24 protein-coding genes are annotated in these 22,704 nt (G+C 52.9%); 8 read left to right on the forward strand and 16 right to left on the reverse strand.

Going from position 1 to position 22,704, the window contains the following annotated elements; genetic code table 11:
• Window positions 1–38: 38 nt before the first annotated feature.
• Window positions 39–1,370, reverse strand: coding sequence for a YihY family inner membrane protein (locus tag CFK45_RS04735; RefSeq protein WP_096085283.1), 1,332 nt, complete (start codon window positions 1,368–1,370; stop codon window positions 39–41).
• Between the two features lie 37 nt (window positions 1,371–1,407).
• Here CFK45_RS04735 and arsC point away from each other — a divergent pair, with 37 nt between their 5' ends.
• The 5 genes from arsC (at window position 1,408) to CFK45_RS04760 (ending at window position 5,498) form a co-directional block, all read left to right on the forward strand.
• Window positions 1,408–1,761, forward strand: a complete 354-nt coding sequence (gene arsC / locus CFK45_RS04740) for an arsenate reductase (glutaredoxin) (protein WP_096085284.1) — start codon at window positions 1,408–1,410, stop codon at window positions 1,759–1,761.
• Window positions 1,758–2,354 carry an NAD(P)H:quinone oxidoreductase gene (wrbA, locus tag CFK45_RS04745; RefSeq protein ID WP_096085285.1) on the forward strand — a complete coding sequence of 199 codons (597 nt, stop codon included), beginning with the start codon at window positions 1,758–1,760 and terminating at the stop codon, window positions 2,352–2,354. Before arsC ends, wrbA begins: the two co-directional genes overlap by 4 nt.
• A gap of 12 nt (window positions 2,355–2,366) precedes the next feature.
• Window positions 2,367–2,738 (forward strand): DUF2069 domain-containing protein, encoded by a 372-nt coding sequence (locus CFK45_RS04750; protein WP_096085286.1) that lies wholly within the window; start codon window positions 2,367–2,369, stop codon window positions 2,736–2,738.
• Between the two features lie 20 nt (window positions 2,739–2,758).
• Entirely contained in the window at window positions 2,759–4,597 is a 1,839-nt protein-coding gene (sppA, locus tag CFK45_RS04755; protein ID WP_096085287.1) for a signal peptide peptidase SppA, read from the forward strand.
• Window positions 4,598–4,745: 148 nt separating this feature from the next.
• Window positions 4,746–5,498 (forward strand): M48 family metallopeptidase, encoded by a 753-nt coding sequence (locus CFK45_RS04760; protein ID WP_158224602.1) that lies wholly within the window; start codon window positions 4,746–4,748, stop codon window positions 5,496–5,498.
• On the opposite strand, the gene CFK45_RS04765 is transcribed toward CFK45_RS04760, so the two are convergent.
• The 5 genes from CFK45_RS04765 to CFK45_RS04785 all read right to left on the reverse strand — a co-directional run bounded on the left by CFK45_RS04765 (window position 5,495) and on the right by CFK45_RS04785 (window position 12,307).
• Window positions 5,495–6,247, reverse strand: coding sequence for a BamJ family beta-barrel-assembly machinery protein (locus CFK45_RS04765; protein WP_096085289.1), 753 nt, complete (start codon window positions 6,245–6,247; stop codon window positions 5,495–5,497). The two genes, CFK45_RS04760 and CFK45_RS04765, sit on opposite strands and share 4 nt — an antisense overlap.
• A gap of 143 nt (window positions 6,248–6,390) precedes the next feature.
• Window positions 6,391–9,273 carry an ATP-binding protein gene (locus CFK45_RS04770; protein ID WP_096085290.1) on the reverse strand — a complete coding sequence of 961 codons (2,883 nt, stop codon included), beginning with the start codon at window positions 9,271–9,273 and terminating at the stop codon, window positions 6,391–6,393.
• A gap of 9 nt (window positions 9,274–9,282) precedes the next feature.
• Window positions 9,283–10,263: an ABC transporter substrate-binding protein gene (locus CFK45_RS04775; RefSeq protein ID WP_096085291.1), complete on the reverse strand. Its 981-nt coding sequence runs from the start codon at window positions 10,261–10,263 to the stop codon at window positions 9,283–9,285.
• A 94-nt stretch (window positions 10,264–10,357) separates the two neighbouring features.
• Window positions 10,358–11,068 (reverse strand): DnaA regulatory inactivator Hda, encoded by a 711-nt coding sequence (gene hda, locus CFK45_RS04780; protein ID WP_096085292.1) that lies wholly within the window; start codon window positions 11,066–11,068, stop codon window positions 10,358–10,360.
• 3 nt (window positions 11,069–11,071) lie between these two features.
• Complete coding sequence (locus CFK45_RS04785; protein WP_158224603.1) at window positions 11,072–12,307, reverse strand: DUF2066 domain-containing protein; 1,236 nt, start codon at window positions 12,305–12,307, stop codon at window positions 11,072–11,074.
• 145 nt (window positions 12,308–12,452) lie between these two features.
• Between CFK45_RS04785 and purM the strand changes: the two genes are divergently transcribed.
• From purM to CFK45_RS04800, 3 genes are all read left to right on the forward strand, one after another.
• The gene (gene purM, locus CFK45_RS04790; protein WP_096085294.1) at window positions 12,453–13,493 is read left to right on the forward strand and encodes a phosphoribosylformylglycinamidine cyclo-ligase; all 1,041 of its coding nucleotides are present in this window, start codon (window positions 12,453–12,455) and stop codon (window positions 13,491–13,493) included.
• A complete protein-coding gene (purN, locus tag CFK45_RS04795; protein WP_096085295.1) occupies window positions 13,494–14,159 on the forward strand; it encodes a phosphoribosylglycinamide formyltransferase in 666 nt (221 codons plus the stop codon). It abuts the gene before it with no gap.
• A 252-nt stretch (window positions 14,160–14,411) separates the two neighbouring features.
• Entirely contained in the window at window positions 14,412–14,663 is a 252-nt protein-coding gene (locus CFK45_RS04800; protein WP_096085296.1) for a DUF6316 family protein, read from the forward strand.
• Between the two features lie 112 nt (window positions 14,664–14,775).
• On the opposite strand, the gene CFK45_RS04805 is transcribed toward CFK45_RS04800, so the two are convergent.
• From CFK45_RS04805 to CFK45_RS04855, 10 genes are all read right to left on the reverse strand, one after another.
• Window positions 14,776–14,955, reverse strand: a complete 180-nt coding sequence (locus tag CFK45_RS04805; protein WP_096085297.1) for a hypothetical protein — start codon at window positions 14,953–14,955, stop codon at window positions 14,776–14,778.
• Between the two features lie 10 nt (window positions 14,956–14,965).
• A complete protein-coding gene (locus CFK45_RS04810; RefSeq protein ID WP_096085298.1) occupies window positions 14,966–15,319 on the reverse strand; it encodes a 4a-hydroxytetrahydrobiopterin dehydratase in 354 nt (117 codons plus the stop codon).
• A 7-nt stretch (window positions 15,320–15,326) separates the two neighbouring features.
• Complete coding sequence (locus CFK45_RS04815; protein WP_096085299.1) at window positions 15,327–16,847, reverse strand: fumarate hydratase; 1,521 nt, start codon at window positions 16,845–16,847, stop codon at window positions 15,327–15,329.
• Window positions 16,848–16,880: 33 nt separating this feature from the next.
• Entirely contained in the window at window positions 16,881–17,603 is a 723-nt protein-coding gene (locus CFK45_RS04820) for a hypothetical protein (protein ID WP_096085300.1), read from the reverse strand.
• A gap of 99 nt (window positions 17,604–17,702) precedes the next feature.
• Window positions 17,703–18,341 carry a urate hydroxylase PuuD gene (locus CFK45_RS04825; RefSeq protein ID WP_096085301.1) on the reverse strand — a complete coding sequence of 213 codons (639 nt, stop codon included), beginning with the start codon at window positions 18,339–18,341 and terminating at the stop codon, window positions 17,703–17,705.
• A 286-nt stretch (window positions 18,342–18,627) separates the two neighbouring features.
• The gene (sodB, locus tag CFK45_RS04835) at window positions 18,628–19,209 is read right to left on the reverse strand and encodes a superoxide dismutase [Fe] (RefSeq protein WP_096085303.1); all 582 of its coding nucleotides are present in this window, start codon (window positions 19,207–19,209) and stop codon (window positions 18,628–18,630) included.
• Window positions 19,210–19,356: 147 nt separating this feature from the next.
• A complete protein-coding gene (locus tag CFK45_RS04840) occupies window positions 19,357–20,625 on the reverse strand; it encodes an ATP-binding protein (RefSeq protein WP_096085304.1) in 1,269 nt (422 codons plus the stop codon).
• A complete protein-coding gene (locus CFK45_RS04845) occupies window positions 20,626–21,321 on the reverse strand; it encodes a winged helix-turn-helix domain-containing protein (protein ID WP_239923562.1) in 696 nt (231 codons plus the stop codon). It lies immediately after the preceding gene.
• Window positions 21,321–21,650, reverse strand: a complete 330-nt coding sequence (locus tag CFK45_RS04850) for a DUF3019 domain-containing protein (protein ID WP_158224604.1) — start codon at window positions 21,648–21,650, stop codon at window positions 21,321–21,323. Before CFK45_RS04850 ends, CFK45_RS04845 begins: the two co-directional genes overlap by 1 nt.
• 118 nt (window positions 21,651–21,768) lie before the next feature.
• Window positions 21,769–22,578, reverse strand: coding sequence for a MipA/OmpV family protein (locus tag CFK45_RS04855; RefSeq protein WP_096085307.1), 810 nt, complete (start codon window positions 22,576–22,578; stop codon window positions 21,769–21,771).
• Window positions 22,579–22,704 lie beyond the last annotated feature (126 nt).

Genomic DNA, 22,704 nt, shown 5'->3' on the forward strand with positions numbered 1-22,704 from the left:
TATTCTCTACTACAGCAAGCGGCCAACAAGTGAGCGGCTTAAAGCTCGCGCTTGGCCGCTTTGTTATTTTTATCGGCGCTGCTATCGCTGTCTTGGTCCAACTCAGCAATCACCGACGGCAAATCATCGGCCGGCGCGTGCCCCGAAAACAACTGCTCGAGACTGACATCAAACTGCTCGTCGACACTGTCGCGCAAGTGCGCGCAGCGCTGGCGGTAGTCAAACATCCAGGCGTCATCGCCTTCGAGAGGTGGCGCCTGTTTGGCAAGCTTCATCTCACTGATACGAGCGGCTTCTTTGAGGGTCAGCGAATTAAGGTCGCGACTTAACACATAGCGGCCGCTATCGGTCACCGCAATCCAGCCGGCTTTGACCAGCGTCGAGCGCAGGCTCTGCCAGTAAACCAGGCTCAGGCCCAGGGCAATGCAATCGCGGTCAGTCACCGAAGCGCCGGTTTGCGCGCGCTGGCGAAATAAATACAGGCACAGCAATACCGCCTGCATATCGCTCAGTGTCCGGCGCCTTGCGCCGTGTACCTCTTCGGTAATGGCACGCACCAATACCGCTCCGCCAAGCACCAGCACCCACAGTAAATTTACCCACATCAAAAACAGCGGCACCGCAGCAAAGGCGCCGTAAACCAACTTAATGCTCGAGTTGGCAACCATGGCTGCAAAACCGAGTTTCAATAACTCAAAACCAAGTGCGGTAATGGTGCCGCCGATCAATGCGAACTTTAACGGTACCCGGCAGTTGGGCACGGCGGCATAAAGCAGGGTAAACATCATTGTCGACATGAAAATTGGGATCAATTTAAACAGCGCTGCGGCGACCCCAATCGGGTCATAGCCCTCTACCAACAACCTTACCGAAAGCAAGTAGGTGCTCATGGTCAAACCCACGCCGAGCATAAGTGGGCCGATCGTCAACACCGCCCAGTACAATAAAAAGCTACTTAGGCCGCTGCGCGCTTCGTTAATGCCCCAAATACCGTTAAAAGTTTTCTCAATATTCGTTAGCATCAGGTAGGCGGTAACAAATAACATCAGCACGCCGGCGCCGGTCAAGCTGCGCGCTTGCGAACTGAAGTCGGTTAAATACTGCTGAATCTGATCGCCCGTTTCGGGAACAAAATTATCAAAAATCAAACCGTGTAGCTGATCGGCAACACCATTAAAAAAGGGGATAACACTAAGTATCGAATAGACCACCGTCATCATCGGCACCAGCGCAAACAGAGTCATATAGGTCAGCGCCGCAGCATTTTTCTGGCAGCCCTGATCAAAGAACTCGCGCACAAGGTCCTTAAAAAAATCCAGCCAATCGCGCAATAACAACTTAGCTTTTTCTAAGGGTCGCAGATGATCCATAATGTGCGCTTTCCAAGCAGAGATACAAAACCTAATCATGAGCGACTTTAGCATCTACCACAACCCACGCTGTTCCAAGTCTCGCCAAACCCTGGCCCTGCTGCAAGAGCACGGCATAGAGCCCGAAATTGTGCTGTATCTGGAACAGGTGCCAAGTGCAGAGCAGCTTAAAGAGCTGCTCAACAAACTTGGCATGAAGCCGCGCGAGCTGCTGCGCAAAGGAGAGGCCGCCTACAAAGAGCGCGGTTTGGCAGATGACAGGTTCAGCGACAGCGAGCTGATCGCGGCGATGTGTGAAGCGCCCAAGCTGATAGAGCGGCCGATTGTCGTCAAAGGCACAAAAGCCGTACTTGGCCGTCCACCGGAAAACGTGCTGGAGCTGTTAAAGTGAACCAAGCCTATATTTTGGTGCTCTATTACAGCAGCAAAGGCACAACCAAAACGCTCGCCGAAGCCATTGCCAACGGCGTTGAACAGGCCGGCATGGAAGCCCGCCTGCGCACCGTACCCGCGGTAAGCACCGTTGCCGAGAGCCGCGAGAGTGCCATCCCCGCCAGCGGCGACCTCTATTGCAGCCGCGACGACTTAGCCAACTGCTCAGGCCTTGCACTGGGCAGCCCAACACGCTTTGGCAATATGGCCGCCGCACTTAAATACTTTATCGACGGCAGCATCAACGAGTGGCTAAACGGCGAACTTATCGGCAAACCCGGCGGTGTATTTACCTCCACCGGCTCGATGCACGGCGGCCAGGAAAGCACGCTGTTGAGCATGATGCTACCGCTGCTGCATCACGGCATGCTGATTGTCGGCCTGCCCTACAGTGAAGAAGCCCTACACCGCACACGCGCCGGCGGCACACCCTACGGACCCAGTCATCTCAACGACACGAAGCTCACAGATGACGAGCGCGAGCTGGCCGTCGCTTTTGGACGGCGCCTGGCCACGTTGGCCCAAACAAACCATTCAGCTTTAGTGAACTAAGAGTTGCACCGCATGCCCAACTACCCACAACTGTTTCAACGCTACCGCCTACTGAGCAACGGGCTTTTTATCGCGCTATTGTTGTTAATTGTCTACTGGAACCTCGCCAGGCCAACTAAGCCCGGCCTGAACGTGTTACTGTTGTTAATACAGCTGGCGCCGATGCTCGCCCTGACTCCTGGCTTGCGTAGTCGCTACTACCGCGCCTATAGCTGGCTGTGTTTTGTCACTTTGCTGTATTTTGTTTTTGCAGTGATGGCGGCGCTGGCGAGTAATGCCGGCTTGGTCGACTATCTCTTTGTCACTCTCTGCGTGTTTCTATTCTGCAGCAGCATGATGTGCAGCCGCTATGCCCAGCGTGTGCAAAAAAATATTGATGTTTAACGAGACTTAGGGATAAACCAATGTCGTTAATTAAGATGCTCTTTCGCCTCTTTTCCCAAACCTTAAGCTGGATACGCGCATTTGTAACCGGCCTTTTAAGCTTGCTTATTCTCTTTTTAATTATCGAGGCGATCTCGTCTGCACCGCAGCCGCAAATTCCAAATAACAGCGCGCTGGTAATGACACCGTCGGGTATCTTAGTTGAACAAAGCAGCTATCAGCCCAGCCTAATCGATCTCTTTGGTGCAAGTGAGCAGCAAGAAGAGACCGTGCTCAATGAGCTGATCACCAGCCTGCGCCTGGCCAGCACCGATGCCAATATCAGTGCTTTACTGCTCGATCTAAACTGGTTAGAAGCCGCCAGCATGACCAAAGTCGAAGAGCTCGGCCAGGCCATTGAACAATTTAAACAAAGCGGTAAACCGGTCGTCGCCTACGCCGATCACTTTACCCAGTCTCGCTACCTGCTCGCCTCTTACGCCGATGAAATTTATACCCACCCAATGGGCGGCGTGTACCTCACCGGCTTCGGTATTTATCGCAACTACTTTAAAAGTGCCGCAGATAAAATCGCCCTGCGTTTTCACGTTTTTCGCTCGGGCCAATTCAAAGATGCTGTCGAACCCTATATGCGCGACAACATGAGCGAGCAAAGCCGCGAGCACTTAAGCAGCTGGCTCAATGAAAGCTGGCAGCGCTACAGCGGGCTTATTGAAGAACAACGCGGGCTCGACGCCGGGCGCCTTAACCAGCTTGTCCAGGAGCTCGATTTAAAAATGGAGCACTACCGGGGCGATGCCGCTCAACTGGCGCTCGACTCGGGTTTAGTTGATGCGATTTACAGCCGCGCCGACTTAAATAAACACTTAGAGCAGCGCTTTGGCCTGAATAAAGACAAAGAGCTCAACGCCATAGATACCTACGCGTATTTACACAACCCGACCTTGAACTGGCCCGAACACAGCGCCAAACAAATCGGCTTAATTATCGCATCGGGTACTATTATCGACGGTTACCAGCACGAGGGCGCCATCGGTTCCGATAGCCTCAGTGAATTAATCGAACGCGCACGCGAGGACGACAACATCGTTGCACTGGTGCTGCGCATAGACAGCGGCGGAGGCTCCGCCTTTGCGTCGGAAGTTATTCGCGAACAACTTGAACTGACGCGCCAGAGCGGTAAAAAAGTTTATATATCCATGGGTTCCATGGCCGCCTCCGGTGCCTACTGGCTCGCCACCGCCGCCGATGAAATTTGGGCCATGCCTGGCACCATTGCCGGTTCCATCGGCGTATTTAGCTTAATCCCGAACTTCTCCGATAGCCTAAATAAAATTGGTATTCACTCTGACGGCGTCGGCACCAGCCCCTTTGCCGATGCCTGGCAGCTCGACCGCGCCATGTCTGAGCAAACCAAAACCGTTATTCAGAGCAGCGTCGACAATATCTACGAGCAGTTTATTAATATCGTCGCCGAAGCGCGCAAGCAGAGCCCCGAACAAATAGACAAAGTTGCTCAGGGCCATATTTGGTCGGGCTTAAAAGCGCAAGAGCTCGGCCTGGTCGACAGCATTGGCAGCCTTCACGACTTGCTCAACAAGCTCAAAAAAGAATACCAGTTGCAAGGCGCCGCCGTGCAGCTTATTGAGCGTGAGCTCAGCCCGCGCGAAGAGTTTTTATTAGCGCTGATGGAGCAGGCCAGCGCTGTGCCGGTGGCCCTGCTCGATAAAGAGTTACACAACAGCATCGAGCTTGCCCGGCGCTTAAGTGCACCGCTGCAAAGTGCCATGCCGCTGCTAAAAGCTGAAGGGCGCAACAATGAAGTTTGGGCTCAGTGCCTCAACTGTATAGCTCCCTAACGAAGGCCCCTTAACGAAAGGCCCTTTGCAAAAAGGCCCTTAGCGAAAAGCGCCTTTAAAAAGCACCTTAACAAGTAATAACTAAAACCAGCAGCGTGAAGAAAATACCTTATTCACAAATTGCCTTGGCTATGTGGGCTCGGCGAATTTGAAAACCCACAGCAAAAACCGCTTGCGCCTGGCTGAGTTTGAACTTGAGCTCAGTCGCAAGCGGGTAAAAAACATTAACTTGCGCATAGACCGCGCAGGCACGATTAAAATCAGTGCACCTGCACAAGTCAGCGACACTGAGCTACTTAATTTTGCCGCCAGTAAACTCGCGTGGATACGCCATCACCGCCAGCGCTTGCTGCAAGCAGAACCGGAGCAAGAAGGCAGTAACTTTAGTGTTGATGGCCTGCTATTACTCGGGAAAAAATTACCGCTGAAAATAAAGTGTGCGTCGCGCTATTCGCTTAGCTGCAATGGACAACAATTTATACTTCACAGCCCAGACCAAATAGGGGCGCTTGTGCAACAGCGCTGCGAGCTGGCGCTAAAGCGTTTTTACAAGCGCGAGCTGGAAAAAGTAGTTGCGCAGCTTTCGCCGCAGTGGCAAAAAAAAATCGGCGTTGAAGCTAAGTGTTTTACTTACCGGTCAATGAAAAGTAAGTGGGGCTCGTGCAACATCAAGCAACAAAAAATCACTTTAAACAGTGAGTTAATGCGCTGGCCTGCACAGTGTATTGAATACGTGTTGGTGCACGAACTTGTGCACTTATTGGAACGTTATCACAATCGGCGCTTTTACGGGCTGATGGATAAGTTTTTACCAGACTGGCGGATAAGCGAGCAGCGACTCAAACAAGCTGCGCTTGAGCGTGGCCAGCCCGAACAGGGGCCGGCCACAGAAGAAAATTAACCTTCGGCTTTTTCTTCAGATTCTGCTGTTTGTTCAGCGTTTTCATCGCCGACAATTTCCAGCAGCTCCAACTCAAAAATCAGGGTTGAGTTAGGAGGAATACTGCCGTTACCGCGCTCGCCGTAAGCGAGGTCAGCTGGGATGTAGAGCTCCCACTTGGAACCGGCAGGCATCAGCTGCAGAGCTTCAATCCAACCAGGGATAAGGTTGCTTACGCCAAATGTAGCTGGCTGGCCGCGGCTGTATGAGCTGTCGAACTCGGTGCCATCAAGCAAGGTGCCGCGGTAGTGAGCAACAACAGAATCGGCAGCACTTGGCTTATCGCCACTGCCTTCAGTAATCACTTTGTACATCAAACCGCTGTCAGTTTTGACAACACCGTCTTCGCTTTCTTTTTCAGCGAGGAAAGCCTGGCCTTTGGCGAGGTTTTCGTCAGCGGCTTTTTTCTGAGCTTCCATGGCCAACTCGCGCTGCAGCGTAGAGAAGGTCTGCATGGTGGCCATCATTTCTTCCATCGTCAGGCGCGGCTCTTTACCAGCTTTAATATCTTCCACGGCCATCGCAAATGCATCGGTGTTGAAGTCAAACTGATCGACATTAATATTCTGAGCCAGGTTTACACCGATGGAGTAACTTACTTTCTGCTCCAAAGTATCAAGCGTGACTTCAGCTGGGGCCTCAGCCTCTTTTTTACATCCTACTAGGGCGATGCCAGAAGCGGCCACTAGCGCCAAAAGCGTTTTATTCATAGTTATGGTCCTAAAATCAGTACTTCAAAGAAAATGAAGACGCAGGAGTATAACCAAAAGCTTGTTGCACTGAATAGCGTTGTGAAGCCAGCTGTAAAGATTTAGCGGTTTTTTCTTAGATTCGGTGCACAAAGCGGCCAAATTTACGCATTTTGGCGGAACTCAGAGCTCGTATCCATGTCGCTCTTGCTCTTTGCCGCAGATTCGGCAGTACCAGCCGCTTCATGCTCCGCCTTGTCGATATAAGCGCGCAATATCGGTTCGAGCCTCTGCATCGCCAGCTTTGCCTGCTGCACTGCGCTATCGAGCTTAACTAAATCGGCCGCCTTGGCCGCACGCTCAGCCTGCTCTGCAGCAGTACGCAGGGCTTGCGCGCTCATATTGGCGGCCACACCTTTGACGGCGTGCGCCTGTTTTTGCGCCTCGTCGCAATCTTGGATGCTGCACGCTTGCTCAAGTGCGCACAGGGTAAGCGGCATGTCGTGTAAGAAGCGCTCGGCCAGGCGTCGCACACGCTCGGGCTTGCCCCTCACTCTGCTGAGCATCTCGTGCTCGCGCCAATCTTCAATATCGGCAACACCATTGCCCGGGCCCTCTTGTGTTTGCCCAGTTGCGCTGGGGCTTCGGTCCTCCGGCGTACTTGCGGCAACGCTCGCATTAATTTTTGGCGACTCGCTCCAGCGATAAATTGCCCGCTCTAGCTCAGTGCTGTCGATGGGTTTACTCAAATAGTCGTTCATGCCGGCCGCCAAGCAGCGCTCTCTGTCGCCTTGCATCGCGTTGGCCGTTAACGCGATTATCGCAATTGTTTTATAGGCTTCACCTGCCGCTCCGTCGCGGATGCGCCGCGCGCACTCAAAGCCATCCATCACCGGCATCTGGCAATCCATCAACACTATTTCAAACGCGCCATCGCCTTTATGTTTTAGCAGTTCAAGCGCTTCAGCCCCGTTGTCGACACATTCGACCTCAACGGCCATATCCTCCATTAAACCCAACGCAACTTCTTGATTAATCGCGTTGTCCTCCACCAATAACAGCTTGCGCTTTTTTAGCTCCAGTGTTTCGGTGTGCACAGCTAAGTCGTAGCATTGCATACTGCGCGCGCTGCTGTTAAGTAACTCTAAACTAAGCAGTAGATCCTGTTTGGTTGCCGGCAGCGGGAAACTGTGAAAATAACCGCGCCGAACGTACAGCAAGGGGTCGGGCTGCTCACTCATCGCACGCATAAAAATTATTTTGGCCTGGCTCTGGGCAAGGCTGCTTCTTAACAAGCGCACAAACGCAAATTGCAGGCGCTGCTCACAGCGGTAGTCGACAAATATCGCGCAGTGCTCAAAAGCCTTCCAAACATGCAATTGCTCCAGCACTTCATCAAAGTCACTGGCAATTGTGCAGTCGATACGCCAGTGCTGAAACTGCTCTGCCAGGGTTTTTGCCAGGCGCTCACTTTGAGTGAATATAATCAGCTTTAACGCATCGCAATTGCCTTTAGGCATTAACCTTTGACTGCCTGCCGACTTTTGTAAGCGCAAAGAAAAGCCAAACGAGCTGCCCTTTGCCGCCTGGCTCTCGAGAGAAATCTCTCCGTGCATTAGCTGGCAAAGGCGCCGGCAGATTGCAAGCCCGAGGCCGGTGCCTCCGTACTTGCGTGTTGTCGATGCATCCTCCTGAGTAAAGGCCTCAAATAAGCCCGCCTGTTTGTGTTCTGGTATACCTATGCCGGTATCGCTGATCGTAGCCTGCAGCCGTATATATTCATCGTCTAACTCTATCAGCCCAGCCTTAACATCAATATGGCCGCTGTGTGTGAACTTGATAGCATTGCCAATCAGGTTGGTAAACACTTGGCGCACACGACCGGCGTCGCCGTTTACCAACTGTGCATCGAGCCCCACCAAATCAAGGTTGAGCTCAAGGCCTTTTTCTTCCGCCCGCAAGGCCATCATCTCGCCCAGCTCGCCAAGCATCAAGCTCAGATCAAAGTCGACCGCGTCGAGCTCAAGTTTACCCGCTTCAATTTTAGAAAAATCGAGAATGTCATTAATCAAACTTAACAATGACTCGGCACTGGATTTAGCCAAACGAAATTTATGCTGCTGATCGGCACTAAGCTGCGCGCGTTCCAATAGGCTCAGCATACCGATAACGCCGTTCATCGGAGTGCGTATTTCATGGCTCATGCTCGCTAAAAATTCAGACTTTGCTCTGTTTGCCTCATCGGCGGCGTCGATGGCTAACTCAAGCTCAATCGCCTGCAGGCGCAAGGTTTCCTCCCTGGCCCGGCTGCTGAGTATAAAATCGTTGTAAGCCTGCGCCAGCAGGCCGATTTCATCGGTTCCAAGCCTTTGAATAAGCTCGGTTTTCTGGCCTTTTTTCAGCGCCTTAACAACGGTATTCAACGGCCGCAATACCACCCGCGCCTGAGCCATAAATAAAGCGATGGAAACCGTCAACAAACCTGCAACAAGGATGCAGGCAAGCACAAGGTTCTTATTGCGGATATCAAATAACAGCGCACTGAGATCGTAATCGACATACACAATAAACGGGCGCACACGGTTGCTTGTTTGATCTAATAGGTGCATACGACGTATGACAGAAAAATGCTTATCGTGAAGCCAGCTATATTGATCAGCTGCGCCGTTAATTAGTTTTGACTCAGCATATTTTTTTACCAGGCCGCGGTGAAGACCCGAGTAATGCTTTGTGATTTGTTCAGGTTTATTGCTTGCAATAATGGTGGCGGTATCGGCGTTAATTAAAGCCAGCGAACGTATATTTTCTTCTGTTGCCAAGCTAAAAATTGCGCGCTTTAAACTCGACTCGGCGGCATCGACTTCGCCGACAAGAATCAGTGAGCTAACGATGAGCTTTACATCAACCTGCGCTCGGGCCCGAGCTTCGCGCTCACTCGAGAGCAGCACATAAGTCAGCGCAATAACACCGACAAGAAAACTCGCCCCGATAACCGGCAGGGCTAGCTTTAAACTTACAGAGCGGCGTACTCGCTTAACCAGGCTCACAGGACACCCTCAATAAATCATGCGGCTGATATGCTCACATTCATGTGCCAGCACCGCCGAATGCTTTAAGGTCAAGCAGGCATTCATAAGCGGCTGCTCTAGTGAACTGAGCTCGGGGTTAAGTAACGACTTTTGCGCCTGGGCATCAAGCACCACCATGCCATTTAACGAAGCTCGATAGTCTTCAACACTCATACCCAAACGCTCGGCAAGCAGCTCGGCAGCGCGATCCGGGTGTTCGTTTGCATAATCCAAAGCTCGCTGCCATGCGCGCCGAAACGCCATTTCAAATTCGGGCCGGGCCATGAGCGCCTGCTGAGAAATCGACACCGTATCGATGACCTCGTAGGGGATCTGCGCGCTGCTGAAAATAACGCCGGCCCCCAAGCTTTCGATCAGCTCAACAGATACCGGCGGGTAGGTCACATAGGCATCGATTTTGTTGCTCTGCATCGCCGCTAGCGCTTGGCTTTGCTCGACGTTTACCAGCTCTACGTCGTCCAAGCTCAGCTCCGCGTGTGCCAGCGCTCGCTGCAACATATAGATGCCCAAAGCGCCGAGTTCAGCGCCAACTGTGCGGCCTTTTAAATCGGCCAAGCTGCCAATAGCCCGCTGCGCGACTATGACATCTGCGCCATTGCTGTAATCGGCTACAAGAATAATTTTCACCGGCCTTGGGCTGCTGTAGTGCGCCTGCACACTTTCGATCAAGGTACTGGCCAAGCCGTCTACACGACCATGCAGATAAGCGCGCAAGCTATCGCCTAGGGAATCAAAAGAAGCGATATCAACGTGAATGCCTTCTTTTTCGTAAAAACCTTTGATATCAGCCAGGTGAAGATAGGCGTAGCCAGGCCAGGGGTTCACCGCAATTGTCAGCGGTTGCTGTGGTTTCTCAGCGCAGGCACCGAGCAAGAGCATCGCTGCCAGGCACTTTAGAATGGCTAAATTAGAGCGGGTCCAGGCGGTATTGAGGGCTGCGGCGGCCATAGAGTCTTCCACTGATCTGTGCACACTTAAGCGTAGATCAGTAGTCAAAGAGCGCTAGCGCAACAGCGGGCAATACCATCGGCCTGCTCTTGCTTTAAAGCGCTAGTACCTCTTTTACAAAAGGGATGGTCAACTTCCGCTGCTGCTCAAGCGATTCCCTGTCGAGCCGGTCGAGCAGAGCAAACAGCGCTGCGGTGCTGCGCTCACTGTGGTTCAAAATATAACCGGCCACATCTTCAGAGAGCTCAAAACCCCGCGCCGCAGCTCGCTGACTCATCGCGACAATTTTATTTTCATCGTCGAGCTCGGTCACTCGAAACACCAAGTCGCTGAGCAAGCGAGAACTTAAATCGGGCAGTGAGATGCCGAGCTCCTGCGGCGAACTGTGAGCACTCATTAGCGTGCTGTGGCCATTGTCCCTGACACGGTTAAACAAGTGAAACAGCGCCTGCTCCCAGCGCGCATCGCCGGCGACCTCATCGAGCCCATCAATACAGATCAACTGCTGCTGTTCAAGACCGTCAAGCACCGCCTCGGGCGCAAGCTTTTTTAGTTCTGCCAACGGCAGATATTGGTGACTGAGCCCGTGGGCAACCGCGTGGTGACAAGCGGCCTGCAATATATGGGTCAATCCCACACCGGGGGCGCCCCACAACAACAGGTGGCCGCGCCGCTCGCCCTCGGCCATAGCCTTGGCTTCGAGCAAAAGCATCTGGTTGGGCTCACTGGCGTAGAAGTTACTGAAATAACATTTGTCGTTAAGACTGACCGCCAAACTCAACTGGCGGGGAGCGGACTGTTGCATGAACTACGGCTGCCAAATATAACTCAGGCTTGAAGGATTGTTAGCGGCCGGCAACTGCAAACCCGGCCCGGGATAAATTGGCGCGTCGGCACCCGGCCACGCCCCGCTGTCAGAGGCGCTGGCACCACTGCTGTCACTAGCACCAGCCTCGCCAGCGCTATCGTCAAGTAAACTGGCATCTTTAAGTGATGGCTCCAAAGCCAACAAAGCTGCCAGCTGCTGTTTGTCGGCCTCCGACTGCAGGCTCAACTGTAAGGTATCGGCCTGAAGTGTAACAACCTGCACCGACGTCACAGCATCGAGCTTGTTTAACAAACTCAGCAAAGCGCGATAGTCAGAATAGGTATTAACGGCGCTGACTTGCATACGCAAACTGGATTCAGAATCAAGGCTCAAGGCATAGTGATTGAGCTGATATTGCACCGCCGGAGCAATGGCTTTATCCATCGTCTGACGCAGCGAAGCATTGCGAAAATCGTAACTGTCGATGTTTTCAGGGCTATAAAACTGCCAGCTTGACAGTACCTGCGCATCGCTGGTCAAACTCAACTTACCGACCAGTATCAGTTGGTTACCGTAGCGGGCCGAAGCATCAAGTACCGCCTGCTCGTCGAGCCGCCACAGCTGCTCGGCATTTAAAGCAGTTTGATCTTGAAAATCCAATAGCGGGAATGCAAGCGGTAGACCGCGATAACTGGCCGCAGCTTGTAAAGCCTGCGCTAACTCGAGTTCAAGGTCGTCGGCCGGGACAATTTGGCGACCGTGTTCAGCACTGTCTTCAACCAACCAGACCAGTACGGCCGGGCGCTTAACCGGCCAAAAGCTAAACTGCGCCTCCGCCAACAGTGACTTTAGCGACGACGGGGAAAAATCCAGAGCCAACTGAAGCTGTTTGTTGCCGTCGGTGTCGACGCTGTTCTCATAGCGAAACTGTTCAACATAATTTAATGCCGAGCGCGACTTTTTCTGCAGCAGTTCATTCGAGCGCACCTCTTCACTGCCGCTTAAACGCAGCAGCACATCCATTAAACCGCTCGCGGCGGCCAACTGGCGCTGCTTAGTACTCTGGTCGTCGACCGCCACTTCGGCCTTAAATAAATCCGCGCTGTTTGCAGCTCGGGCGCTGCTGAAACTAAAGGCCAGCAGGATAAATACAGAGATAACAGTGAAACGCTTGCAAAACAACGTGACTTCCTCGGTGGCTTGTTCGGTGACTTTGCTCGATACAAATTTAAGCACGGCATTGTAGCAGCTCCGTTGCGCGCACTTAAACCAAGCGACGCACATATAGATGCCAATCGCACATTCGCGGTGAAGTTGGTAGAATGCGCTCCAATTTTTAACCCGCCCGACCACAAGGCCGGAGCAAGCCGAGTTATTATCCATGAGTACTGACAAGTCACTGACCTACAAAGACGCCGGCGTTGACATCGACGCGGGCAATGCCCTGGTAGAGCGCATCAAATCCGTCGCCGTTCGCACAAAAAGGCCCGAAGTTCTGGCTGGCCTCGGCGGTTTTGGCTCTTTGTTTGCGCTGCCTAAAGGCTATGAAGAGCCGGTGCTGGTTGCGGGAACCGATGGCGTTGGCACCAAGCTCAAGCTGGCCATGGATATGAATAAACACGACAGCATCGGTATAGACCTGGTTGCGATGTGCGTTAACGACTTAATCGTCGGCGGCGCCGAGCCGCTGTTTTTCCTCGATTATTACGCTACCGGCAAACTCAGTGTCGATGTTGCCGCGCAGGTTGTCGAAGGCATTGGTGCCGGCTGTGAACTGAGCAACTGCGCCTTAGTCGGTGGCGAAACCGCCGAAATGCCGGGCATGTACGACGGCGAAGACTACGACCTCGCAGGCTTTTGTGTTGGCATTGTCGAAAAAAGCAAAATCCTCGACGGCTCGCAAGTTAAAGTCGGCGATCAGCTGCTCGGCCTGGCATCGAGTGGCCCTCACAGCAACGGCTATTCGCTGTTGAGAAAGATCATTGAAGTCAGCGGCGCATCTCTCGACGAGAGTTTTGAAGGTGGCACACTCGGCGACGCCCTGCTTGAGCCTACTCGCATCTACGTCAAATCTATTTTGGCCCTGCTGAACGCTCTGCCGGTTAGCGCACTGAGCCACATCACCGGCGGCGGCCTGCTCGAAAATATCCCCCGCGTTCTGCCGGCAAACAGCAAGGCCGTGATCGACTGCGCCAGCTGGAACATGCCGGAAATCTTCCGCTGGGCCCAGCGCGGTGGCAATATCGAAGCGGAAGAAATGTATCGCACCTTAAACTGTGGCATAGGCATGGTTGTCGCCCTGCCAGCCGAGCACGTAGAGGCAGCAAAACAACTGCTTACTGAACACGGTGAAACTGTCTTCACCATCGGCGAGATCGCCGAGCACAAGGGCGAAGCCGTCGTAGAACTGAGCAATATCTAAATGAGTAGCTTTCTTACCCGCGTGGTCGTGATGATCAGCGGCAGTGGTTCTAATTTGCAAGCGCTGATTGATGCGCAAGAAAGCAGCGAACTACCGATCAAAATTGTTGCGGTTATTTCCAACAAAGACAACGTCAAAGGCCTTGAGCGCGCGGCAACACACAATATCCCCGCCTTTGTGGTCAGCCACAAGGCCTTCGCCAGCCGCGAAGATTTTGATGCCCGAATAATGGAGATTATCGACGCCCAAGGCCCCGACTTAGTTGTCTTAGCTGGTTTTATGCGTATCTTGACCGAGGATTTCACCCGCCACTACGAGGGGCGCATGCTCAACATCCACCCCTCACTGCTGCCTAAGTATCAGGGACTGCATACACACCAACGTGCACTGGATGCCGGCGATAGCGAGCACGGAGCCAGTGTGCACTTTGTCACCGCGGAGCTCGACGGTGGCCCCTTGGTTATCCAGGCCAAAGTCGACGTAGAAGCAAACGACGACGCCACTAGCCTCGCCGCCAAAGTACTGAAGCAAGAGCACTTAATTTACCCTCTGGCAGTCAAATGGTTCGCCGAAGGGCGCCTGCAATACCAACACAAGCAATGTCTCTTTGATGGAGAAGCACTGCCCGAGGGCGGCCTGTGTTACAGCACCAAGCTTCACCATTAAACTCAAAACACCGTTAAAAAAACTAACAAATACCAAGATTCAAATTCCGCCCCAATCTCGTGGGGCGGAGTTGCCTCAGCTGTTTCCCCGCGTTGTTACAGAGCCCCCTGCTCATAACAAAATAAACTAACTCATCAATTTTCAGAGCGCTAAAATTAATATGCGAGTTCGCATGCATCATGCGCGCTTATTAATCAGTGACGATTGCACAATAGCTGGAGAGCAGCTGAAGTTATCGAGGTATCAGCACAAATGAGCAAATTGCAACTACGCGCAGGGGAAGCCGAAAAAACCTGGTTCCGCTCGGAGCGCTTTTTTAACGTCGACAGAGACGTTTATTTTAGTACTCGCGAAGGGCGCGATGTTGGGCCATTTCCATCCCGGGCGGCGGCGGCAAGAGGTTTAGATCTGTACATCCAGACCATGCAAAAAGAAAAGGAAGACAGCGTCTACGCTGCGCGAGTGGCGATGCAAGGCCTCTGGGCTAGCACCATGTTTCACTGATATACAATTACCGTCAGCGAGCCACGCCGATAGCCGATAGCCGATAGCCGATAGCCGATAGCCGATAGCCGATAATAGGTGCAGCCAATGAAGTGTTTTTTAGCTACCACTATTAACTGCTTTCGTTTGCTGAGTTTTTAAAACGGGCACAATTTTTACACTGCCAAACTTTACCGTTCTCATCGGCTTTGTCTTCGTGCCCCTCCAACTCAACCTCCACCCACTCGTGGAAACCGTGCCGGCAGTAAGTATCCGTCTTTACGTCCTTTGTTGCGGCCTTGTCTGACTTCACCTAAACCCCCTTAGGAAACTGAGCTCTGGTTGTAGAGCAGGTCTGTCTTCGCGGCCATAATCACATCGTTCTTATGCAGGCCTTCGATTTTGTGTGTCCACCAGCGCACCGTCACCCGCCCCCATTCGAGCAGTAAGGCCGGGTGATGGGCTTCCTTCTCGGCGAGCTCAGCCACGGCATTGGTAAATGCCTGAGCCTCGGCAAAGTCCTTAAAGTCAAAGCGCCGACAGAGCTGGGCCACGCCAGCTTCATGTACGACATACCAATCGGCAATCCCTGGCAGCAGCTCAGTGAGCTCCTGCTGACTTAAACGAGGGGCGCCCACACGGCACGCCTCACATTTGGACTCAGTTAACTCAGACATAGTCACCTCAGCTTAACGTGAGCTTTTGTTGTTCTATTTTAGCCTGCCACAACTTAGGCCCGCTTTGATGTACCGCATCTCCACGCGCATCAACCGCAACCGTTACGGGCATATCCTTGACTTCAAATTCATAGATAGCCTCCATGCCCAAATCTTCAAACGCTACAACTTTCGCGCCAACAATGGCTTTGGACACCAAGTACGCCGCACCGCCTACCGCCATCAGGTATACAGACGCGTTGTCCTTGATCGCTTCAATCGCGACAGCACCGCGTTCAGCCTTGCCAACCATACCAATCAGGCCTGTTTGCTCCAGAACAGTGCGAGTAAATTTGTCCATGCGCGTTGCCGTCGTCGGTCCCGCCGGGCCAACGATCTCATCGCGCACCGGGTCGACAGGCCCAACGTAATAGATAAAGCGATTGTTGAAGTCGACCGGCATCGGCTCGCCTTTTTCGATCATATCAACCAGGCGCTTGTGGGCAGCATCGCGACCGGTCAATAGCTTGCCGCTGAGCAAGAGTGTCTCACCGGGCTGCCAATCTTGCAGGTCTTCTTTGCTGAGGCTGTCGAGGTCGACACGGCGTACGCTGTCGCCAACTTCCCAGCTGATATCTGGCCAATCGTCGAGGCTGGGCGGCGTTTGCAACGCCGGGCCGGAGCCGTCGAGCGTGAAGTGCGCGTGGCGGGTTGCCGCGCAGTTGGGGATAATCGCGATGGCCTTGTTGGCTGCGTGGCTCGGGTAGTCTTTGACCTTAATGTCGAGCACTGTCGTCAAACCACCTAGGCCTTGGGCGCCGATACCGAGCGCATTGACCTTGTCAAACAGCTCAAGGCGCAGCTCTTCAGCCCGGTTTTCAGCGCCTTTTTCCTGCAGCTCGTGAATATTGATAGGGTCGAGCAGAGCCTCTTTGGCAAGCAACATGGCTTTTTCTGCCGTGCCACCTATGCCGATGCCGAGCATACCCGGCGGACACCAACCCGCGCCCATTTGCGGCACCATCTTCAGCACCCAGTCGACAACCGAGTCAGACGGGTTCAGCATCGCAAACTTAGATTTAGCTTCAGAACCGCCACCTTTGGCGGCAACGTGTATGTCAATGGTGTTGCCCGGCACCATTTTGTAGTGAATCACCGCAGGCGTATTGTCACCAGTATTCTTGCGAGCACCGTCCGGGTCGGACAAAATCGACGCGCGCAATACGTTGTCCGGGTGCTTGTAGGCGCGGCGCACACCTTCGTTAACGATATCGTCAAAGCTCATATCGCCTTCGACCACACAGTCCATGCCGACATTAACAAAAGCCGTTACGATGCCGGTATCCTGACAGATTGGCCGCTTGCCCTCAGCACACATACGCGAGTTAATCAGAATTTGTGCCATGGCGTCTTTAGCCGCCTGGCTCTCTTCGCGCTCATAGGCTTCATAGATAGCGTCGATAAAATCTTTCGGGTGGTAATAAGAAATAAACTGCAGCGCATCGGCGACGCTGGCGATAATATCGTCTTGGCGAATAACGGTAGGCATAGTGATTTCCGTAGTTATAGTGGCGGGGCTGAATCAGCCGCCTTTTATTTCGAGGATTTGTTGATTTACGCTGCGGCGAAAGCCGTTAATTGCTTCAATGTCTTTTTCAACATTGCCGACTTGTTGCTGCAGCGAACTAACACTTTGCTGCAGTTTGGCGCTTTTCTCATTGATGGCCCGGGCCTGGGTAGCAATGCTGGCATTGGCCTGTTCTATCTGTGTTAAGGCACTTTGCTGAGCATCGACCAAATCGCTGACCATCGCCAGCTCCGCAGCCATCGGCTTGGCTTTGGCGAGGGCTTGTTTGGCATTGGCGTTGGCGGTTTTTACCAGCTTGCTGTTATCGGCAATACTTTTCTTGTGTTTGCGATAGGCCGCCCAAAGCTTGTCTATTTCAGAAAAGTGAGTTTTCAGGCTGTCGTTTATCGCTGCCACAGACTGGGTCGATTCGGAGCCGGTCAGTTTCAGGCTCTCTTCCACCGCCAACAGACGCTGCTGAGTTTGCTGTAATTGCGCCTGCGAGCTTTGCAGCTCACCGTAAAGCCAATACGCCGCGCCACATGCAGTCAAAGCAACAAGAAAAGCAAAGCTCGCCATAAACGGAAAGCCCGAAGATGTGCGAACAGGCGCCGGCGCAGCCGCTGCAGCGCTGGGACGTTTGGCGGTGGCCTTAGCTGGGCGGGCTCGGTTTTTTGAGTCGCCATTTTCATTCTCGTGATCGTGCTTTAAACCACCGAGGGTTGGCTCTCTTCTCATCGGGATACCCCTACTACTTCAATTAATCTAAATCGCCCGCTACACAACACCGAGCTGGCGTTCGCCAGGGCCTGCACCACAGACGCTGTAACGCACGCCTTATAAAAATAACAACAGGCAAAAAATCGCCGCGGCAAAGGCCAGGCTCATATGAATAACACCGCGAATACTGGCAATGGGCCCCATTTTTCCAAAGATTGCATTTAACTCAACAGCAATAATTAGCGCACACGCGATCCAAAAACCGAGACCTAAACCCGAGGCTGCAACAAGGTAGTCGGCGCTGTAACCCAAGTGGGGCGAGGCCAGCATACAAAAGGCCATCGGCCCACTAAACAGGGCATTGCTGCGCGAAGCCAGCGCCGCTTTAGGCGCTGCCGCAGCGGCATCGCCATCGGCTAAACCGAGTACAATTTTCTGTTTTGGCCAGATAATGTGCCAGACGTTAAGCATCATCAGCGTGCCCATTAGCGAGCCGAGTAAAATAAATTCGTTGACCAGGCTGGTATGAAATAAACCGACAAGTAAAAAGGCGCCTGTGGCAAAGGTAAACAGTGCCGACCAGCGAAACCAGGCCAGCGCACGCGGGGCGAGCTTGGCTTTGGCATCACTCAGGCCTTCGGGGCTGGCTTCTTTAAAGTATTCGGTTTGAACAAAATTAAAATAAAACAGCAGGCCTATCCAGGTAATACCAAACAGTAAGTGTGCCCACTTAAACAAAAAAACAACAATTTCCACGATCTACCCCTAAGTTATCTCAAAAAGAGCCTCTATGTGGGCCCCTGTTGTTACAAGCGCGCCAAGTATCCCAAAAAAGCCTCCGCAGAGGAAATGTTAGAACAGCGTTTCGTTCCCCTGCGCGGGGGAAAGAGCTGCTTTATCTCCTCCCGTCATACCGTGCGACTGAAAATTTTTCAAAAAAAATACAGAAAGCTAATAGATAAAAAAAGAGCGGCCAAAGCCGCTCTTTTTTCAGCTGCACCGCTACAAACTGCGGCTATAGCTTATAGGTTCATTAATGAACTTAGGCAAAGTTAGCGTTAACAAACTCCCAGTTCACCAGCGCCCAGAACGCATCCATATAAGCAGGGCGGGCGTTGCGGTAGTCGATGTAATAAGCGTGCTCCCACAGATCAACAGTCAAAAGAGGAGTAACTCCGTCTTCAGTCAGTGGCGTGGCGGCATTTGAGGTGTTAACAATAGCGACTGAACCGTCAGCTTTTTTCACCAACCAAGTCCAGCTGGAGCCAAAATTGTTAATCGCAGAGTTAGTAAACTCTTCTTTGAACTTGTCGAACGAACCAAAGGCGGCATCAATCGCGGCAGCGATTGCGCCAGTAGCTGCGCCACCGGCATTAGGTGCCAGACAGTTCCAGTAGAACGTGTGGTTCCAGATTTGAGCAGCGTTATTAAATACACCACCGGAAGAAGACTTAACCACTTCTTCCAGGCTCTTACCTTCAAATTCAGTTCCTGGAACCAGGCCATTTAACTTGGTGACATAGGTCTGGTGGTGTTTGCCGTAGTGAAACTCCAGAGTTTCTTTGGAAATATGCGGCTCGAGCGCGTCCATAGCGTAAGGCAAGGCAGGTAATTCAAAAGACATGGTTTAATCTCTATCTGGATGTTGTAGTTTGAGCAACAAGGCCCACGAAAAGCCCCGCAATAATAGCAAAGTTCTTGTTATAGATCAGAATTGATTAGCACAATGCCCTCCATAGCTGGGCGCTATGTAGCGGCCGTTGCCTGCGCCTTAGTCTACTGCGCCGCGCACACGCGAGCCAGATTTGCAAAAACCGACACAAACACAAGCGCCGCCTAAGGATGCGGAGCGCTCAAAACTCAAGGCCAAACCCTGCCAATGGGCAATGCGCTCAACAATGGCCAAGCCCATGCCGTGACCACGGCTCTGCGGCCCACGCCAAAACGGTTTACACAAGTGCTGAAGCAAGGCCTCATCAAAACCCGGGCCGTCGTCTTCGACTCTCAACAATAAATCGCCGCCCTGGCCGAGCAAGCTCAAACTCACCTGAGCCTTAGCGTGAGCCATCGCGTTGACCACAAGGTTGCTGAGCATCATGCGCAGATAAGCTCTATCGCCTTGGTAGACACTATCGTGCACATCTATATGCAGCTCAATGTTGATTTCATCAGCCGCGTGCTCAAGCTTTAAATCTCGAAGCAGTTCTTTTAAATCGACATCTTCAGATTTAAATGTCAGGTGGGCCTCATCGAGGCGGGCGTACTGCAGCAACAGCTCGATCAGGCGTTCCATCGCCTCGAGATCGCGATTGACTCGCTCGGCATACACTTCGCGGCGCTGCGCATCTTCGCTACTGGCGAGGGCTTCCAAGCCAAAACGCAGGCGCGCCAAGGGTGTTTTAAGGTCGTGGGAAACCGCACGGCTAAGAAGCTTGTTGTCATTGACCAGGCGCTCGATCCTGTCGGCCATGCGATTAAACTCCGCGGCAAGCTGCTTGACATAGGAGCGCGACGAACTGGGTACGCGTATGCCAAGTTGACCACTGCCGTAAGCCTGAGTGGCTCGCGCGAGCATATTCAAATCACGAATCAGCGGCCACAAACTCAGCAGCACAGCAAAACTCAAACCGCCGTAAAACAAAAGCGTTAGGCCTAAGCGCGGCGACCACGGCTGGGCCTTTTCCACCGGCCAGGGCAGCGCCAACACCTGTTTGCTTGCCGACAGATAAATATGCGCCTGCACTTCATCCTGGCCCTCGAGCACCAGCGGCTGGCCCCGTAAAAAAGCGGTTTTAATACCGGGCGGCAGCGGAAAGTCTTCGAGTGCGATCAATTCCATACCGCGGGCTCGCACTGCGCCTGGCAACTGCTCAGCGGGCAGCTCAACAAGCTCGGCAACGCTGGCCAATACCTTGAGGTGGGGGTCGAACAGAGCTTCATCACTAGTCGGCCCGCGGCTGTGTAAATGACTAAACAGCCACCCCATCACCACACTGCTGAGCACAACACTCAACAGCAATGTAATACTTAGGCGCTGCACCTACCAGGGCTCCCCAACAAACACATAACCCTGGCCCCATATCGTTTTAATTTGCTGAGCTTCGCCTCCCGGGTCGCCGAGTTTTTTACGCAGGCGCGATATACGCACATCGATGGAGCGATCAAAACCGTCGTATTCGATACCGCGCAGCTCTGCCACTAAGTCTGTGCGCGAAACCACTTTGCCGGCGCGGCAGGCGAGCGCCCACAGCACATCAAATTCATTGCCCGTCAGCTTGATGCCGGCGCCGGCCAAGCTAACTCGCTTGGCATCGGCATCGAGCTGCAACTTGCCAAATTCAAGGTGTTTGACGCAGCCCTCGTCGCTGTCGCCAGAGCGGCGCAGCAGTGCTTTAATGCGCGCCAGCAGCAGGCGCGGACGCACGGGTTTTTGAATATAGTCATCAGCGCCCAACTCAAAACTCAACAGCTCATCTTGCTCTTCACCGGAGGCTGTCATCATCAGAATCGGGCTTTTATAAAATTCTCGCAGCTCCCGGCACACTTCAAAGCCGTCTTTGTGTGGCAGGCGAATGTCGAGCACAACCAGCGCCGGCATATCGGCTTCGACTAAGTCTCGAACCAAATCCCCGCGGTTGGCAAGACTGACCTCAAAACCGTGCTCACACAGGTAATCGTAAATCCACAGGGCCAGAGACTCATCATCTTCAACCACCAGTATGTGCTCATCCGCCACTAAAACAGCCTCCATCCGGTAGAAATTTTCTTAGTGCGTTTATAGACCCAGACCAACTCGAGTTCGGCCTCGGCGAGGCTGCGTATTTTTCCCTGCTCTACCAACTCAAAATTCCAGGCCTTGCTGTCGGCAAACTCAAGTTTCATTTGCCCCTGACGCAGCCCCTGCCAGCACTGCAACACACCGGGGCCATCGAGCACCTGCAAACAGTAGTCGCCCACTTCCGGCGTCTGCCAACTTACCGTCAACTTTTGGTAGCAATCCTGCCCCCGGTGCAGGGCGATACAGCGGTTGGGCTGCACATCTAATACCACAGCGCTATCGAGCATTGCAGGCTCTGCCGCTACTATGCTCGCAGCCAAATACAGAAAAGCAGCAAGGGCTAAGCCCCCAGCTTTTGCCAGCGCGCGATACAACATAAATAGACAGCTCGGCTCGGGCATGGCGCTAAAAAATAACGTAGTTAAAAGTTATAAAGACATAGCTTTCGTTGTAGTCGTCAACAACGGGGCTTTCGCGAACAGACTCGGGGTATTGATCGAGGCCGGCATAAGCGCGAAAGACAAAGCGCTCGGACAGCGGATAGGTCGCGCCGGCTAAAATGCTCGCCTGCGTGGACGCACTGGCTCGAAATTCTGGCGTGTCGTAATCACTCTGAGCTTTGCTGACACCGAACCAGTAGTTATTCGTGCTTTCAGAGTTATATTGCACACTGCCAATAGCGTGCACAAGCCAGTTTTTTAACTGCCAGGCGCGCCCGAGCCTAACCGTGCTAACCGTACCGTGCTGACCGTAAATATCGTTAACCAGGCGAAACTGCAGAACCGACGGGCCAAAGTAGCGTGTCACTCTGACACCTGCGCCACTGTAGAGCGTATCCCTGTCTATGCCGTCGTCTTCATCGACAACGTCCCCCGAGACACTGGCCAGCAATAAATCGACCAGCCACTCTTCGTTGTGCCACAGATTAAAGCCGACGTTTAAACCATCTTGGGTGGCCTGCGCGGCCTCAAAAAATAGCGCGCGGTAGCGAAACTCGCCGGCGAAACTTAAATCGCCAACCCAATCTTCATAGCTCGTTTGCAACAGGTGTCGCGGGGTATTTACATAACCGGCGCCGAGGCCGAGCTCCAGATAACCACCATCGGTGAGTTCGTGCTGGCCTTGATCGCGGACACTGTTGGCGATGTCTTGCGCCAAGCTCAGGCACGAACACAACAAACACAACAGTGCCAAGCTTAGCTGTTTAAAGATCATAAACCTTCCTTCATATCGTACTCGGCGCAGTGTAAGTCAGCCGCGACGATAAAATGTAACAAATTGTAAACACAACACGCTCTGAGCTTCAGCGTTCATACATGCTGTTACAGTTTCCAGGTTGCA

Source organism: Agaribacterium haliotis (assembly GCF_002312815.1).
Lineage (GTDB): Bacteria > Pseudomonadota > Gammaproteobacteria > Pseudomonadales > Cellvibrionaceae > Agaribacterium > Agaribacterium haliotis.